The sequence below is a fragment of the Caulobacter sp. GW821-FHT09A05 genome (genome assembly GCF_059418465.1).
In genome coordinates this window covers 1-15,776 of record NZ_JBWKPX010000008.1, presented here as the reverse complement: position 1 = coordinate 15,776, position 15,776 = coordinate 1, and the positions used below count along the sequence as shown (strand labels likewise).

Here is a 15,776-nt window from a genome sequence, read left to right as displayed (position 1 = left end):
AGCTCCGAGTTCACGCGTCGGTCCCGGATCTTCGCGCTGCGCGCTCGTCCGGGATGACAGGATTTGAGAGCCCCCTACCCCTCCACCGTGATCTCCGGCCAGCGGGCCTGGGCCGAGCCCGTGGTGCGGGCCCAGCCGCCGGCGCCCTTCACCCGCAGGGGATTGGGCCGCAGGCGCATCGCGAACAGGTCCTCCAGGCCGAACGGGGCGAACACCGAGAGGGTGTCGTCGGCTTCCATCCGCACGCCGACGCAGAAGGCCGTGGCCACGAAGCGCTTCAGGGCCGCGGCGCTGGACTCCAGCGGCGGATAGGGCTCGTCGGCCCCGAACTTCTGCTCGAACCACAGGTGCACGCGGGCCTGGTTGCGCACCTCGACCAGGTCGCGCAGCGGCGGCTCGAACGCGGCCGCCACGCGCCGGATCACCACGTCCTCGGCCTCGTACGAGGTGTCGGACGCGTCGTGATAGGCCACGTCGTAGTCCTTGATCCCGTAGTCGGGCGCCCGGCCGGTCAGGTGGTTCCAGACCGGCTGATAGACCGCGCCAGAGAACACCATGGCGTCGGGCAGGGCCAGGTCGCGGACCGTGCGCAGCACCCGCAAGGTGGTGGGCGTGGCGCGGACGATCTCGACGAGACGGGCGTCCAGGCCGCTCATCGGCGCACCACCCAGCCGTGGTCCAGCGGGCCGTGCCCCGCCCCGAAGCCGGGCGCGCGCAACATGGCCTCGTGGACATAGTTCCAGGCCCGGGCCACCGACTCGGTCAGGCTCATGCCCTGGGCCAGACCCGTGGCGCAGGCGCTGGCCAGGGTGCAGCCGGTGCCGTGGGTGTGGCGGGTGTCGATCCGCTCGCCCTCGAAGGCCGTCTCGCCCTGGCGGGTGATCAGCAGGTCGACGACGCGCTCGCCGGGCACATGGCCGCCCTTCATCAGCACCGCGTGGGCGCCCAGGGCCAGCAGGGCCTCGCCGGCCCGACGCAGATCGTCGGTCGTCTCGACCGAAAGGCCGGTCAGGGCGGCGGCCTCGGGGGCGTTGGGGGTCAGCAGGGCGGCGCGCGGGATCAGCAGGCTCTTCAGCGCTCCGACGGCCTCCTGGGCCAGCAGCGAGGCCCCGCCCTTGGCCACCATCACCGGATCGATGACGGCCGGAACACCCTTGGCGCTGTCCAGCACCCGGGCCACGACCTCGACCGTGGCGGCGTCGCCCAGCATGCCGGTCTTGAAGGCGTCGGCCCCGATGTCGTCGAGCACCGCGCGGGCCTGGGCCTCGACGATCTCCAGCGGGATCGGGTGCACGGCGCTCACGCCCAGGGTGTTCTGCACGGTGACCGCGGTGATCGCCGTGGCCGCGTAGCCGCCCAGGGCGGTGATGGTCTTGATGTCGGCCTGGATCCCCGCCCCGCCGCCGGAATCCGATCCGGCGAGGACGAGCACGCGGCCCAGGAAGGTCGGGGAGGGAGGAGCTTGGGTCACGAAGGGTTTCTAGGCGGGAATCCTCGCCGAAGGGAGGGCCCGCGGACGGAAATCCGTCATCCCCGAAAGTCCGCCCTCCTCGTCCGGAGCCTTTTCCTCACGCGAACCGGCGTCCGCTTCGCCTGAAAAGGGCTCCTAGAGCCGGGCCTCCAGGTCCGACAGCACCTCGCGCGCCGCGGCGACGGTGTCGTCGATGTCGGCCTCGGTCATCCCCGTGCAGACGAACCAGTGGTGGGCCGGCGTCATCAGCACGCCGCGCCGCAGCATCCCGTTGCAGAACAGGCGCATGGCCTTGTCGCGGACATTGGCGTGGCGATGCTCGAAGCGCAGGAAGGGGGTCGCGGGAAAGCCCACCATGCGGGCGGGAACCCCGGCCTGGCCGACCGCCGCGTCCAGGCCGCGCATCAGCCGTTCGCCCAGCGCGGCCAGCCGCGCCGGTCCGTTTTCGCGTTCCAGAACATCCAGCGTCGCCAGGCTGGCGGCCATGACGTCGGGCGAGCGATAGAAGGTGACGGTCAGGCCCAGCTTCAGGATCTGGCCCATGATCGCCGCCCGTCCGGCCAGGGCCGAGATGGCATGGCCGTTGGCCATCGCCTTGCTGAACGCCGAAAGGTCCGGCTCCAGCCCGAAATACTGCTGGGCGCCGCCCAGCGCGATGCGGAAGCCCGAACGCACCTCGTCCAGGACGAACAGCGCGCCGTGGCGCCGCGCCAGCGCCTGCAGTCCCTGCAGGAAGCCCGCCTCCGGCGCATCGATCTCGTAGGGCATGACGATGACGCAGGCGACGTCGTCGCCATGCGCCGCGAACAGCCGCCGCGCATGCTCCAGATCGTTGTAGCGCAACGGCAGAGTGCAGGCGCCGACCGCGTCCAGCACCCCGTCGGCGCGCGACGCCGACCAGTCGTGCCAGCCATGCTGGCCCCAATGCAGCACCAGCCTTCGCCCGGTCACGGCGCGCGCCAGGCGCACGGCCGCGTCTGTCGCGTCCGAACCGGTTCGCAGAAAGGTCACGCGTTCGGCGGCCGGGATCAGCGCGACCAGCCGCTCCGCCAACGCGACATGCGCCCGACCGAGCAGGGTGGGATTGACCCCGCGCTCCAGTTCGGCGACGGCCGCCGCCGTCACCTCGGGGTGGGCGTGGCCCAGCACCACCGAGCCGAAACCCAGCAGATAGTCGATGTAGCGGTTGCCATCGACGTCCCACAGATAGGCCCCCTTGGCGCGGTCGACGAACACCGGGTGTCCGCCGACCCGCTCATAGCCCGTGAAGAACATGCCCGGTCGCGCCTCGAGCAGGGCTTCGCAGCGACGGATGCGGGCCAGCAGGGCCTGGGAGCGGCTGAGATCATAGTCCGCGCCGGGCTCCGGATGCGGCCCGTCGCCGGGCGTCATCGCGCCAACCGATCAGAAGATCGCGGCGAAGGCATTGCGGAAACGGAAGTTGCTGCCGGTGAGGGTGATCGACACGTCCAGGGCCTTGACGTGGTGCCACCACCCCAGGGGGATGAACAACATCTCGCCCGGCAGGATCGTCTCCTCGATCAGGTGGACGTCCTTCAGCAGCGGATAGGCCTCCAGCGAGAAATCGTCGAAGTCGACGTCGCTGTGATAGCCAAGCTCGTTGTAGACCTTGTGCATCTGCTTGGACGGGATCAGCTTGACCGTCTTGCGGCCGCGGATCTGGATGAAATAGACGTTGCCCAGGTCACGGTGCATGGGGGTGGTCGTGCCCGCCGGCCCCAGCCAGAAGAACACCCGGCCCTTGGTGTCGACCGGATCGAAATAGCGCGCGTCGAACACCACGTCGTCCAGCAGCGGCCGAAAGCTGGGCCGGTCCAGCAGGCGGTCATGGGCGATCAGGTAGTACTGATTGGTCGGCCCGGCGCGCTCGACCAGGTCAATATAGTCGGCCAGCGGCGCGTCCCGGCTGTGGTCGATGAACGAGTCGCGGTGGTCGGCTGCGGACCGTCCCTGCTGAAAGGTGACCGTCTCGGTTCCGAAGCCATGGCGCAGGAAGTCCAGATCCCATTTTTCCAGGGCGGGCCAGGTGTCGGCCACGTCCTGGATGATCACCGGCCGATTGGCGGCGTAATAGTCCCGCAGGAACGCCTCGGACGACAGGTTCGACACCCGGGGAACGTGCGTGAAGTCCGACGCCAGGCTCTCCAGTTCGACCAGGGCGTCGCTGAGCGACATCCACTTTCGCACTTCGCCCCCGATGCGCTGAGCGGCCCTGTGGAGCGGGCTGGCGGCCACTTCGTCGAGGAGCGCGGAGGCTTCGGCGTCCGACAGGCCGCCGCGCACGATCTCGCCCTTCACCTTCGTTCGGGCGACGCCCAGCGCAAGGTTGTGCGACGCCCATTCGAGCCACTGGTCCTTGGGCGACCTGCTCACGACCGGCCGCTACTCGATCGCGATGCCGAACACCGAGGTGCTAAGGTCGATCGCCGACCGGTCGCTGACGTCCACCTTCAGTTCCCGCAACTGCTGGAACAGGTATTCCCGGACCTTCTTCTCCAGCTCCTTGCCCTGGCTGGTGGTCAGGCGAAGGCTGCGAAGGTCGATCAGGATCAGCGCGGTGATGTCCTGTGATTCAGCCGGCATCATGCCGCCCTGGAAGAAACCTTCCAACGGCTCGCGCTTCTGGGACGGGGGGAGCGAGGCAAAGTCCTGCATGGTCGGGTCTCCAAGGGGGGAATGTTGACGCGAACGCTCTGGAACCTCGCGCTTCGCCATCGGCGATTATCGCGCAGGATTACAAGTATAGGTTTACCATTGGGCCGGACTCGGCACAATTGTATTTTCAAAACATACCGTTTTAGTTGAATTTCCAGACCCGTTCCGAGGTCATCCCTGACGTCCGCGGGCGGCGCGCCTTGACCGGGAACCTTTCCGCCGAACGTGCGTTTGTCGAGGTCGCGTCGGTGGGGTTTCATCATGAGAAGATCGTTCTGGGCCGCCCTGATCGGCGCGGCCTGTCTCGCGCCGGTTTCGGCCCTGGCCCAGGCGGCCGCCGGCGACGAGATCGATCCCGCCACCCTCGACCTGGCCAAGCTGATCGAGTGCCGGACCTACGACGTGCCGTCGTACAACGCCCTGGCCTTCTGGCTGGTCGGCGACGAGGCCGCCCAGGCCCGGGCCCACTTCGGCCTCACGGAGGAAAAGACCGACAACTTCATGCTCAAGGCCTATGCGCTGAAGGCGCCGATCACGGTGTTCGGCCGCCAGACCCGCCACATCGTCTTCAGCAGCTCCGGCCCGATGGCGGTGCTCGACGAGGCCGACCCGCATCCGCTGGCCCGGCAGCTGGAGATCCAGCCGGCGATCGACCTGCCGGCCAAGTTCCTGGGCGAGCGCGAGATCTCGGCCACCACCGACAAGGGCCAGGCCGGCGGCTTCACCTACAAGACCCGCGTCACCCTCAACGTCTCCACCGTCACCTCGCACCCGGGCAAGGTGCTGGCCGGCTGCAGCTACACCTTCGAGATGATCGAAAATGGCCAGTAAGACGATCCGCGCCGCCCTGGCGGGCCTGGTCGCGGGCCTGGTCCTGGCGGCGGCGCCCGCCCTGGCCCAGGACATCTATATCGGCACGGTCGACGTCCAGAAGGCGCAGGTGATCCTGACCCGCTGCGACCTGGCCCAGAACCGCTACGTGCTGCGCGACCGCGATGGCGAGGCGGACAAGCCGGTCGCCCAGCTGCGCGAGCGCCTGAAGACCCTGAAGGCCCCGGTCTATGTCGAGGTGATCGGCGACTATGTCGAGGTCCAGGGCGAGGACGGCAACGGGCTGGACGTGATCAGCCTGGAGAACGTCACGGCGGGCAAGTCCTGCCATCTGCTCGACGCCCTGCCGGCGGGCTAGGGGCGAAAGTTATCCACAGGGCGGCGGTTCGTCCTCCGCCGCGCGGCCCCCTCCGGCCCTTCGGGCCACCTCCCCCAGAGGGGGAGGATCTGACCCGCCGTCGCACTCAATAGATGCTCCCCTTCTGGGGGAGCTGTCGGCGAAGCCGACTGAGGGGGTTTATCCCCGCGAATTCCAGGCACGCCCTCAACGAAATCAACGCGCTACACGAAAACGCACGTTTCCTGTCCCCACCCTCCGGGACGGCCGCACACTTCTGGACATGACCCAGACCCAACACACCCCCGCCCCGTCCATCGCCTGGTCCCAGGCCCTGCAAGCCAAGCTCATGGACGCCCTCGACGCGGCCTGGGCGATCCTCGAGCGCAGCGACGACCCCGCCGAGATCCGAAGGGTTCGCGACAAGGCCAAGGCCATCGGCGAGCTGGCGGCCATGGCCCGCAAGGTGGCGCTGATCGTGCCGATCCCCCGCAAGCCGCCGGCGGCCGCCGCCACCCCGGCGCTCGCCCCCTCCCTCGCCCCCGTGGCCGCCCAGGCCGAACAGGCCCGCCGCGCGCTCGACAAGCTCAAGGGCGGGCGGCGCGGGCGGTTGTGAGCGGCTAGGGTGCGGACTCGATTGGATCGTTGATTTTCAGTTGTCATCCCGGCCGAAGGTCCGCCTGGCGGACCGTAGAGCCGGGACCCAGGGGCGAGCGCACCGCGCCGGCCCCTGGGTCCCGGACAGCCTCTGCGAGGCTTCCGGGATGACAACCAATGAGAGCGCTGATTTCGCTTGGGTATCACCGACGCGCAATTGAGGACGGAGCCCTAGTCCCGCTCGTCCTTCAGCCGCGCGCTCTCGGCCTTCAGCGGCTTGGAGACCGGGCAGACCTCCTGGACGAAGTCGTTCAGCGTGTTGACCAGGCTGTCGCGCACCAGGCTGTAGTGCACGAACTGGCCGCGCTTCTCGCTGCGCACCAGGCCCGCCGCCTCCAGGATCGACAGGTGCTGCGACACCGCCGGCTTGGAGATCGAGAACCGCGAGGCGATGTCCCCCGCCGTTAGCTCGGCATGGGCCAGATAGGCCAGGATCTTCCGGCGGACCGTCGAGGAGAGGGCTTCGAACACGCGTTGCATGGATCGGTATTTAAGCTGTTCGCTAACCGCTTGCAAATAGGCGATGAGGTATTTAAGGAATAGCTTATCAATTCGGAAGGAGATCGGAATGGCCCAGGTCGGTCCGGAACAACCCACCGCCGTTCGCCCAGCCGTTTCCGTCGGCCGGGTCGCTCTGGCCCTGATCGTCGGTGCGCTGACGGGCGCCGGCCTGGTCGCGGGGTTGGTGCTCGTGATCAGCGTCTTCACGAACGGCGGTTTCGCGCTGATCTACGCGGCCCTGGCGCTCGTGGTCGCCCTGCCGATCTGGTTCCTGGGCCTGCTCGTCGTGGGCCTGCCGGCCTGGGGCGTGCTTCGCGCCCTCGGCCTTCGATCACGCCAGGTCGCCGCGGGGGTCGGAGCGGTGCTGGCCGGCATGGCCGCGGCCCTCTGGACGGGGCTGCTGAACGCGCTCGCCCGGTCCTCGACCCATGAATGGCTCGTCGCGGTCCCGTTTCTCGTCGCCATCGCCATGATCGGCGCGGTCGTCGGCTGGGTGATGGCGGGCCTGGTCGACGGCCGGAAAGGCCAAGCCCGATGACCTCCCCTCCGATCCTGAATCGCCTCACCCCGGGGACCATCCTTTGGGCCGGGGCGGCGGCGGCGATGACCGGCGCCGGCCTGACGGCCCTGATGTTCGGGCTGGGAGTGGGCCTTCTTCCCGGCACGGGCCTGCCAGGCCTGGTGCTCATGCCGCCGGCGTTCCTGCTCTCCTTCCCCGCCTGGCAGGTCGGCCTGGCCGTGATCGGCGGCCCTTGCTGGTGGATGCTGCATTCCCTGGGCGCGCGGTCGCGCCGCGCCGCCGCCACGGCCGGAGCCTTGCTGACATTCGCCGTCGCCGGCGGCTACGCGGCCCTGACCGTTCAGGCCGGGCCTGCCCGAGCCTTGGGCCCGGCGTGGGCCTGGGCCTGGGCCTTCGCCGGCGGCATGGCCGCGGCCGGCGGCGCGGCCGGCTGGGTGCTGGCCCAGATCGCCTATCCAAAAGGACCCCGCCCATGAGCGCCCCGCACCACGACGATCCCTACGCCGTCCACTCCATCGCCGAGGACGCCGGCGGCGACGCCGTGGCGGGCCGGGTGGTCTGGGCGCCGGCGACCTCGCTGTGGCAGGCGACGATGCTGGCCGGGGCCCTGGCCGCGCCGTTCGTCTTCAGCTGGAGCGGCCTGGCCGTCTTCGTCGTCCTGACCGGCGCCACCCTGCTGGTCGGCCACTCGGTCGGCTTCCACCGCCGGCTGATCCACGGCAGCTTCCAGAGCCCGCCGTGGCTGGACCGCGTGATGATGTACCTGGGCACGCTGGTCGGCATGAGCGGGCCGCTGGCGATGATCCAGGGCCACGACCTGCGCGACTGGGGCCAGCGCCAGCCCGCCTGCCACCCCTACCTGTCCAACCGCGCCGGCGTCTGGACCGACTACGCCTGGAACCTGCACGGCCGGCTGGTGCTGGACCGCCCGCCGCGCGTCGAGATCCCGCAGCGGATCGCCGACGACCGGTTCTACCGTTTCCTGGAGCGGACCTGGATGCTGCAGCAGCTGCCCGTGGCGATCGCGCTGTTCGCGGCCGGCGGCTGGTCATGGCTGCTGTGGGGCGTGTGCGCGCGGGTCTGCGTCTCGGTGACCGGCCACTGGTTCGTCGGCCGCCTGGCCCATCGGACGGGGCCGCGGCGCTGGATCGTCGAGACCTCGGGGATCCAGGCCCACGACGTGCCGTGGGCGGCGATCCCGACCATGGGCGAGGCCTGGCACAGCAACCACCACGCCTGGCCCGGCTCGGCCAGGCTGGGCCTCTATTCCGGACAGGCCGACTGGGGCTTCGCCTTCATCCGGATGCTGGAGCGGCTGGGCCTGGCCTGGGACGTGCGCACCCCGGAGACCTTGCCGGAGCGGAGGGGGCTGGCGCGGGCGTGAAGGTCTCGGCCGAAGCGAGGCGCGGCCCCGGGGCTTAGGCTTCGAGGCATGGCCGCCTCCGGAGACCGACGGCCGTTCCTCGACGGCGGTCGGGAGGGACGTCCGCTGAGGGGTGGATTTCCGACATGAGCGCAGCTAGCGTCGCCTTATGAAGAGGCTATGGATCGCCCTCGGGCTAGTCGCTGCTGTGCTAGTCGCGGGTGTCATCTACGTTCGCTTCTCGCCAGCGATCGCTCAGGACACTTGCCTTGATGGTGGTGGCTCCTGGCAAGCTGGGCATTGCATTGGCCGCAGGCCCAACGGCTAACCCTAGAGCGGACGTTCTTGGCATATCGTAGGGGGGATTCGGGCTTTGACGTTTCCTCTCCTCACCCGCATAGCGGGGGAGGTGGCGCGATGCGGATACGCATCGTGACGGAGGGGGCGTCCAGCCACCGCCGGGACGCCCCCTCCGTCTCGCCGCTGCGCGCCGAGCCACCTCCCCCGTTTCACGGGTGAGGAGAAGAGTGTGCCCCAAGATCCGCAACGGGCCGGGAACGGAAATCAGCGTCGCCCCAGCAACCGGACTTCTGGCGCGACGCCGGCGAGTAGACAGGGCGCCGGCTTGTCCGGGTCGGAAAACAGCCCCCGCCCGCGCCCGAGACTCCGCCGCCGTCATGCGCTCTAATCGCCGTCGTGATCGGGCGTTGGGAGGACGACATGATCCAGGGTTTGAGGGCGGCCATCGCGGCGGCGGCGCTTTTGCTCGGTTCGCCGCCGGCCGTGGCGGCGCAGCCGTCTCCCGCCGCCGTGGCCGAGCCTCGGGACGGCCAGCGGGACTTCGACTGGGAGATCGGGGAATGGACGACGCGCCTGTCCCGCCTCCAGCGTCCCCTGAGCGGCTCGAGCGCCTGGGTCAAGTACGAGGGCGTGACCGTCGTGCGCCCCGTGCTGGGCGGCGGCGCCAACCTGGTCGAGCTGAAGGTCGAAGGGCCGGCCGGACGGATCGAGGGCCTGTCCTTGCGCCTGTACGACCCGGACGCCCGGCAGTGGAGCCTCAACTTCGCCGCCGGCGGGGTGCTGACCCGGCCGGTGTACGGCCAGTTCAGGGACGGTCGCGGCGTCTTCTACGGACAGGACACGCTGGGCGGCCGGGCCATCCTGGTGCGCTTCGTCATCTCCGAGGTGACCGCCAATTCCGCGCGCTTCGAGCAGGCGTTTTCCGATGACGGCGGGGCCACCTGGGAAGTGAACTGGATCGCCGTCGACACCCGCCGCTGAGCGCGCGGACATCCAGCTCCCCGGCTAAGGCGCCAGGCCGAAGTCCGCGAAACGCCTGTCGATCCCGGGCTCGAGGGCCCGGGCCCTGTCGAGGTCCGCGTCGCCGCCGGCGGCGCCGCTCCGGCGCCGGGCCAGGCCGCGGCCGAACAGGGCGGTCGCCAGCTCGGGATCCCCCGTCAGCGCGGCGTCGTAGTCGGCGATCGCGCCGCCCAGGTCCCCCAGGCGCAGCTTCACCAGGCCGCGGCTGTCGAGGGCCTCGGGCCTGGCGGGCTCCCAGCCCAGCACGGTGTCGCAGTCGGCCAGCGCCTTCTGGAGCTCCACGCCCGCCTTCGCCCGCGCCCAGCACCGGGCGTTGACCAGGTCGGGCCAGGCGGGCTGAAGCGCGATCAGGGCGTCGAACTCCGCGATCGCCAGATCGGGGCGGCCGGCGTCGCTGTTGATCTCGGCGCGCAGCTGGCGAAGGCCGAAATTGTTCGGCGCATGCTCCAGGGCCTTGGCGACCTCGGCGAGCGCCAGGTCGTTCTCCCCCCATTCCCAGCGGATCCGGGCGCGCCAGCGATAGACGCGCGCCTCGCCGCCGCCCACGGCGACGGCCCTGTCGAGATCGGCCAGGACGGCGTCGCGCGGACCGCCCCGGCCCTTGATGGCCCTCAGCACATAGGCGGGGGCGGTGGGGCCCAGCGCCAGGGACCGCTCCAGCGCCTCGCCGGCCTCGGGCAGGCGGCCCAGGCTTCCCAAGGCGACCGCGTGAGAAAGATGAACCCTGGGGTCCTCGGGCGCGAGGGCCAGCCAGGTCCGGTAGGTCTGCTCCACGCCCGCGGCGTCCCCGTCGTCGCTCAGCATCTCGCCCAGCAGGGCGTAGGCGCGCAGCAGCTTGGGGTCGAGGCGCAGGGCCTCCTCGTACTGGTATCGGGCCAGCGACGCCGCCTCGGGCATGGCCAGCCGGATGGCCAGGCCGAAGCGCAGGCGGGCCTCGGCGCTGTCGGGATTGGCGGCGACCGCGGCCTGGGCGACGTCGAGCGGCCCGGGAACCTCGTCCAGCCCCATGGCCCACAGCGCGTCGGCGAGGATGGAATAGCGGGAGGCTTCGCTGGAAACGCCATCCAGGCCGGCGGCGGCCGGCGCGGGCTGGGCGATCGCGGCCGTTGGCCCGGTCGCCAGCGCACCCATGACCAGCGCACAGGCCGCGAAGATCGAGATCCGCGGCCCCCTGGCGAAAAGTTCGTGCACGGCCCCTCCGAACGCGGTCGGCCGTCCCGACGACTCCCGGCCCGCCGCGATTGTAGCGTCCGGTTTCGCGCTTGGCGACGACGGGGCCCTGGGTCGTCGGCGGCCGGTAAAAGGGGACAACCCTTTCAAGGGCATGGTTTCGTTGTCATCCCGGAAGCCTCGCAGAGGCTGTCCGGGACCCAGGGGCCGGCGCAGTGCGGTCGCCCCTGGGTCCCGGACAAGCGCTAGGCGCTTTCCGGGATGACAACGAATTAGGGCGCTGATTTCGCTTGGGTATCACCGACACGCAGTTGAGGACGGACCCTAGAGGCCGCCCCCGATCGCGCCCCACACCGCCAGCGCCTGGACCGTGTCGCGCACGTCGTGGGCCCGCACCGCCGCCACGCCGGCCGCCGCGCCGCGCAGGTGGGCGGCCAGGGAGCCGCCGAGGCGGGCCGTCGGGTCGGCGGCCAGCGGGTCGAGCGCGGCGATGAAGCGCTTGCGGCTGGCGCCCAGCAGGATCGGATAGCCCAGGGCCACGAAGCGCGGCAGGGCGGCCAGCAGGGCCAGGTTGTGGGCGGGGGTCTTGCCGAAGCCGATCCCCGGGTCCAGCCAGATCTTCTCGCGCGCCACCCCGGCGGCCATGGCGGTCAGGGCCCGGGCCAGCAGGAAGGCCTCGACCTCGGCGACCACGTCGTCATAGCGCGGGTCGTCCTGCATCGTGCCGGGCTGGCCCAGCATGTGCATCAGCACCACCTCGCAGCCCAGCTCGGCGGCGATCTCCGGCGCGTCGGGGGCAAAACGCAGGGCGGCGACGTCGTTCCAGATCGTGGCCCCGGCGGCGACGGCGGCGCGGGCCACGGCGGGTTTCATGGTGTCGATCGAGATCGCCACCGGGCTCTCGGCCCGGATCGCGGCGATCAGCGGGACGACGCGGGCGATCTCCTCGGCCGCCGGCACGGGGGTCGCGCCGGGCCGGGTGCTCTCGCCGCCGATGTCGAGGATGTCGGCCCCCGCGTCGACCAGCCGCCGGGCCTGGTCCAGGGCGGCGGCGGGGTCGAGGAACCGCCCGCCGTCCGAGAAGCTGTCGGGCGTGACGTTGACGATCCCCATGACGCGGGGGCGGAGGTGAGGTGTGGCGGCCATGGGAGCGTTCTAGGCAATGACGCTCTAAACGCGAAACGATCCCTCTCCCCTTGCGGGAGAGGGTGGCCCTGCGGAGCAGGGTCGGGTGAGGGGTTGATAGACACTAAACCCCGCACCCAGCGGAACGGGCCAGTCGCGGCGGTCGTCGTTTGAGAGACCCCTCATCCGACCTCCTACGGAGGCCACCTTCTCCCGCAAGGGGAGAAGGAATTTTGACCCCTACCAGTCGATGAAGGTGGTGAAATCCCCGATCATTCCCGTCCAGACGCCGAAGTCGTCGTCCAGGCCCGACAGGGTGCGGCCGGCATTCACATTCACGTCGTACTGGACGTAGGGGTCGCCCTCGTCGTCGAGATAGACCTTCAAATAGCGGTTCTTGCGGTTCCACTCGTTGGCCTTCTCCAGCTTCAGCGGCTCCTTCAGGTCGAAGCCGGCCGAGAACTGCAGGGCCTTGCAGCGCTTGGCCTCGTTGCAGTCGTAGAAATAGACCTTGAAGGTGTGGCCCTCGGCGGCGCTGTTGATCATCGGATCGTCCGAGGAATCCTTGGTCAGCTCGGCCTTGTAGCCGCCCTTCTGCAGCCAGGCCGCCACTTCCGGACCGGTCATGCCGTCCTTGTGGATCTCCTGCGCCTGGGCCGCGCCGGCCAGCAGCGTCGCGGTCGCCAGGGCGATGATCACCGTCTTCATGTCATGCCTCCCCGCCGCGCGCTCGCGGCCGGGGCGCAGGCTAGCGGCGCCCGTCCCGGACGCAAAGGAACCGGCAAAGAAAAAGCCGGATCGGCGAACCGGTCCGGCTTTTCCCTGTTGATAACCCGAGCGCTAGGCGGTGACGCCCGTCGAGACCGGGACCGAGGCCACCGGCCCGACCGGCATCTTGTTGCTCTCGTCCTCGACGCGGACGGGCTGGATGCCCTTCATGACGTTGATGATCTCGTCGCCGCTGAGGGTTTCGAACTCCAGCAGGGCCTTGGCCACCGCGTGCAGCTCGGTCAGCTTCTCGGTCAGGATCTGGCGGGCCTCGTCCTCGCCGCCCTTGACCAGGCGCCGGACCTCGGTGTCGATCTTCATCATGGTCTCGGGCGAGACGTTCTGGGTGCGGGCCACCGAGTGGCCCAGGAACACCTCGTCCTGGTTGTCGCCATAGGCCACGGTGCCCAGCTCGTCGGAGAAGCCCCAGCGGGTGACCATGTTGCGGGCCAGGCTGGTGGCGGCGCTGATGTCGCTGGAGGCGCCCGAGGTGATCTTGTGCTTGCCGAAGATCAGCTCCTCGGCCACCCGGCCCGCCATCATGATGGCCAGGCGCGAGGTCATCATGTCGAAGCTCATCGAGTAGCGGTCGCCCTCGGGCAGCTGCATGACCATGCCTAGGGCCCGGCCGCGCGGCACGATGGTGGCCTTGTGGACCGGGTCGGCGACGGCGACGTTGAGGGCCACCAGGGCGTGGCCGCCCTCGTGATAGGCCGTCAGCTTCTTCTCGTCCTCGCTCATGGCCATCGAGCGGCGCTCGGCGCCCATCATCACCTTGTCCTTGGCGTGCTCGAAGTCGTGCATGGTGACCATGCGGCGGTTCTTGCGCGCGGCGGTCAGGGCCGCCTCGTTGACCAGGTTGGCCAGGTCCGCGCCCGAGAAGCCGGGGGTGCCGCGGGCCAGGGTCTTGACGTCGACGTCGGCGGCCAGCGGCACGTTCTTCATGTGCACGCGGATGATCTTCTCGCGGCCCGAGACGTCCGGATTGGGCACCACGACCTGGCGGTCGAAGCGGCCCGGACGCAGCAGGGCCGGGTCCAGCACGTCGGGCCGGTTGGTGGCGGCGATCAGGATGATGCCTTCGTTGGCCTCGAAGCCGTCCATCTCGACCAGCAGCTGGTTGAGGGTCTGCTCACGCTCGTCGTTGCCGCCGCCCAGGCCGGCGCCGCGGTGGCGGCCGACGGCGTCGATCTCGTCGATGAAGATGATGCAGGGGGCGTTCTTCTTGGCCTGCTCGAACATGTCGCGCACGCGGCTGGCGCCGACGCCGACGAACATCTCGACGAAGTCCGAACCGGAGATGGTGAAGAACGGCACGCCGGCTTCACCCGCGACGGCGCGGGCGATCAGGGTCTTGCCGGTGCCGGGCGGGCCGACCAGCAGGGCGCCCTTGGGGATCTTGCCGCCCAGGCGCTGGAACTTGGCCGGGTCCTTCAGGAACTCGACGACTTCCTGCAGCTCTTCCTTGGCCTCGTCGACGCCGGCGACGTCGTCGAACAGCACGCGGTTCTTGTTCTCGGTCAGCAGCCGGGCCTTGGACTTGCCGAAGCCCATGGCGCCCTTGGTGCCGCCCTGCATCTGGCGCATGAAGAAGATCCACACCCCGATCAGCAGCAGGATCGGCAGCATCTGCAGCAGGATGCCCACCAGCAGGTTGCCGCCCTTCTGGTAGACGATCTCGGAGCCGCGGGCCTCGAGGCGCTTGACCAGGTCCTCGGAATTGGGCGGCACATTGACATTGTAGGGCTTGCCGGTCTTCGGCTCGATCCTGACCACGTCGCCGTTGACGGTGGCCTTCTTGACCTCGCCGCTGTCGATGTTCTTGAGCAGCTGCGAGTAGCTGGTCTCGCTGGCGGCGCCCGCGCGGCCGCCCTGGCTGAAGACGCCGTAGGCCGCCACCACCACCAGAACGATCGTCGCCCAGATGCCCAGGGTCTTGAAATTCATACGCGTTGTCTTCCCAACGATAATCTCTGACCTTCCAAGATAGGACGGCCCGGCCGGTTTCGCCACGCGCGGGATATCATGTCGCGGGTTCTTGATCGACACGGCCCGTCGCCGCATCGAAACGATCCACCACAAGACAACGCGCTCGCGTCGTTTTCGGCCCTGCAAGGATCGGGCAACTGACGCCGCCCTCGGGGTCCACGATGGCGGGAAGGCTGGGGCGGGCGGCGGGCGGAAAGGCTTTCAGGGCCTGGCGCTGCGTCGCCGGCAGGCGGGCGGCCAGGCCTTGCAACGGGCGGACGGCCAGGTCGGGCGCGGTCGCGACCAGTTCGTAGCGGCCGTCCCAGATAACCGATTGGCCGACGGGCAGCTTTAAATCACCCCTCCCCCCATGGGGGAGGCGACCCGAAGGGTCGGAGGGGGGAGGACCTGAACGCCGGGCCTCGCCGGGTTCGCGGAAGAACGACACCCCTCCCCCCGCCGCCTCGATCCGCGCCCCGGCCAGGGTGGCGGTGAAGGCCTCGCCCGAGCGGATCCGGTCCACCAGCCGCCGCAATCGCTCGCCGCGCGGCGGCTGGGCGGTGCCGGCGGCGCACAGGCAGGCGGCGGCGACGTGGGCGGCGGGCGCGTCGCGCGGAAGGACGAGATAGCCCTCTCCTCCCCCGTGAAACGGGGGAGGTGGCGCGTCGCCGATCGGCGACGTGACGGAGGGGGCGTCCGACGCCGGCGCGGCGCGGCTGGACGCCCCCTCCGTCGGCTTCGCCGCCACCTCCCCCGCCTTGGCGGGGGAGGAGAGATGCGCTCGCGCCCGCGCCCGGGCCGACCTGGGGTCGACATTGGCCGGATCGTCCAGCCAGGTCTCGCCGCGCGACCGCAGCCAGTCCCGGATCTCGCCGCGCCGCGCCGCCAGCAGCGGCCGCAGCACGAACACGCCCCGCCCCTCCGGCCAGGCGGGCGACGGCGACCAGTCGCGCGGGTCGGGGACGGTCGAGCCCTCGGCCCGCATCAGGGCGGCCTCGGCCAGGTCGTCGGCGGTGTGGCCCAGCAGCAGGACGGCGGCCCCGGCCTGGCGGGCGGCGTCGGCCAGCAG

Annotated in this window: 18 protein-coding genes; 7 read left to right on the top strand and 11 right to left on the bottom strand. The window is 70.1% G+C overall.

Features of this window, described 5'->3' with window-relative positions; genetic code table 11:
* Positions 1 to 74: 74 nt before the first annotated feature.
* From AC07NX_RS09720 to AC07NX_RS09700, 5 genes are all read right to left on the bottom strand, one after another.
* Positions 75 to 656 carry a nucleotidyltransferase family protein gene (locus tag AC07NX_RS09720; RefSeq protein ID WP_494641311.1) on the bottom strand — a complete coding sequence of 194 codons (582 nt, stop codon included), beginning with the start codon at positions 654 to 656 and terminating at the stop codon, positions 75 to 77.
* A complete protein-coding gene (gene thiD, locus AC07NX_RS09715) occupies positions 653 to 1,441 on the bottom strand; it encodes a bifunctional hydroxymethylpyrimidine kinase/phosphomethylpyrimidine kinase (RefSeq protein WP_494641613.1) in 789 nt (262 codons plus the stop codon). Before thiD ends, AC07NX_RS09720 begins: the two co-directional genes overlap by 4 nt.
* A 165-nt stretch (positions 1,442 to 1,606) precedes the next feature.
* A complete protein-coding gene (locus tag AC07NX_RS09710) occupies positions 1,607 to 2,863 on the bottom strand; it encodes an aspartate aminotransferase family protein (protein ID WP_494641310.1) in 1,257 nt (418 codons plus the stop codon).
* 12 nt (positions 2,864 to 2,875) lie between these two features.
* Positions 2,876 to 3,865: a cupin-like domain-containing protein gene (locus AC07NX_RS09705; RefSeq protein ID WP_494641308.1), complete on the bottom strand. Its 990-nt coding sequence runs from the start codon at positions 3,863 to 3,865 to the stop codon at positions 2,876 to 2,878.
* A gap of 9 nt (positions 3,866 to 3,874) precedes the next feature.
* A complete protein-coding gene (locus AC07NX_RS09700) occupies positions 3,875 to 4,147 on the bottom strand; it encodes a hypothetical protein (protein ID WP_494641306.1) in 273 nt (90 codons plus the stop codon).
* 261 nt (positions 4,148 to 4,408) lie between these two features.
* On the opposite strand from AC07NX_RS09700, the gene AC07NX_RS09695 reads away from it, so the two are divergent.
* The 3 genes from AC07NX_RS09695 to AC07NX_RS09685 all read left to right on the top strand — a co-directional run bounded on the left by AC07NX_RS09695 (position 4,409) and on the right by AC07NX_RS09685 (position 5,931).
* Positions 4,409 to 4,978 (top strand): hypothetical protein, encoded by a 570-nt coding sequence (locus AC07NX_RS09695; RefSeq protein ID WP_494641304.1) that lies wholly within the window; start codon positions 4,409 to 4,411, stop codon positions 4,976 to 4,978.
* Positions 4,968 to 5,336: a hypothetical protein gene (locus AC07NX_RS09690; protein ID WP_494641302.1), complete on the top strand. Its 369-nt coding sequence runs from the start codon at positions 4,968 to 4,970 to the stop codon at positions 5,334 to 5,336. Before AC07NX_RS09695 ends, AC07NX_RS09690 begins: the two co-directional genes overlap by 11 nt.
* Positions 5,337 to 5,598: 262 nt before the next feature.
* Entirely contained in the window at positions 5,599 to 5,931 is a 333-nt protein-coding gene (locus AC07NX_RS09685) for a hypothetical protein (protein ID WP_494641300.1), read from the top strand.
* 212 nt (positions 5,932 to 6,143) lie between these two features.
* On the opposite strand, the gene AC07NX_RS09680 is transcribed toward AC07NX_RS09685, so the two are convergent.
* A complete protein-coding gene (locus AC07NX_RS09680; protein ID WP_035071509.1) occupies positions 6,144 to 6,452 on the bottom strand; it encodes a metalloregulator ArsR/SmtB family transcription factor in 309 nt (102 codons plus the stop codon).
* A gap of 88 nt (positions 6,453 to 6,540) precedes the next feature.
* Between AC07NX_RS09680 and AC07NX_RS09675 the strand changes: the two genes are divergently transcribed.
* The 4 genes from AC07NX_RS09675 to AC07NX_RS09660 all read left to right on the top strand — a co-directional run bounded on the left by AC07NX_RS09675 (position 6,541) and on the right by AC07NX_RS09660 (position 9,637).
* Positions 6,541 to 7,011: a hypothetical protein gene (locus AC07NX_RS09675; RefSeq protein WP_494641298.1), complete on the top strand. Its 471-nt coding sequence runs from the start codon at positions 6,541 to 6,543 to the stop codon at positions 7,009 to 7,011.
* Positions 7,008 to 7,469 (top strand): hypothetical protein, encoded by a 462-nt coding sequence (locus AC07NX_RS09670; protein WP_494641296.1) that lies wholly within the window; start codon positions 7,008 to 7,010, stop codon positions 7,467 to 7,469. The genes AC07NX_RS09675 and AC07NX_RS09670 overlap by 4 nt, the downstream gene beginning before the upstream one ends.
* Positions 7,466 to 8,377, top strand: a complete 912-nt coding sequence (locus AC07NX_RS09665; RefSeq protein ID WP_494641294.1) for an acyl-CoA desaturase — start codon at positions 7,466 to 7,468, stop codon at positions 8,375 to 8,377. The genes AC07NX_RS09670 and AC07NX_RS09665 overlap by 4 nt, the downstream gene beginning before the upstream one ends.
* Positions 8,378 to 9,076: 699 nt before the next feature.
* Complete coding sequence (locus AC07NX_RS09660) at positions 9,077 to 9,637, top strand: hypothetical protein (RefSeq protein WP_494641292.1); 561 nt, start codon at positions 9,077 to 9,079, stop codon at positions 9,635 to 9,637.
* Between the two features lie 24 nt (positions 9,638 to 9,661).
* On the opposite strand, the gene AC07NX_RS09655 is transcribed toward AC07NX_RS09660, so the two are convergent.
* From AC07NX_RS09655 to AC07NX_RS09635, 5 genes are all read right to left on the bottom strand, one after another.
* Positions 9,662 to 10,867, bottom strand: a complete 1,206-nt coding sequence (locus AC07NX_RS09655) for a tetratricopeptide repeat protein (protein ID WP_494641290.1) — start codon at positions 10,865 to 10,867, stop codon at positions 9,662 to 9,664.
* A 303-nt stretch (positions 10,868 to 11,170) separates the two neighbouring features.
* The gene (gene folP, locus AC07NX_RS09650; protein WP_494641288.1) at positions 11,171 to 11,992 is read right to left on the bottom strand and encodes a dihydropteroate synthase; all 822 of its coding nucleotides are present in this window, start codon (positions 11,990 to 11,992) and stop codon (positions 11,171 to 11,173) included.
* A 219-nt stretch (positions 11,993 to 12,211) separates the two neighbouring features.
* A complete protein-coding gene (locus tag AC07NX_RS09645) occupies positions 12,212 to 12,679 on the bottom strand; it encodes a YbjN domain-containing protein (protein WP_494641286.1) in 468 nt (155 codons plus the stop codon).
* Between the two features lie 132 nt (positions 12,680 to 12,811).
* Positions 12,812 to 14,686, bottom strand: a complete 1,875-nt coding sequence (gene ftsH, locus AC07NX_RS09640) for an ATP-dependent zinc metalloprotease FtsH (RefSeq protein WP_494641284.1) — start codon at positions 14,684 to 14,686, stop codon at positions 12,812 to 12,814.
* Between the two features lie 76 nt (positions 14,687 to 14,762).
* A partial coding sequence (locus AC07NX_RS09635; protein WP_494641282.1) for a PP-loop family protein occupies positions 14,763 to 15,776 on the bottom strand: 1,014 nt, incomplete at its 5' end.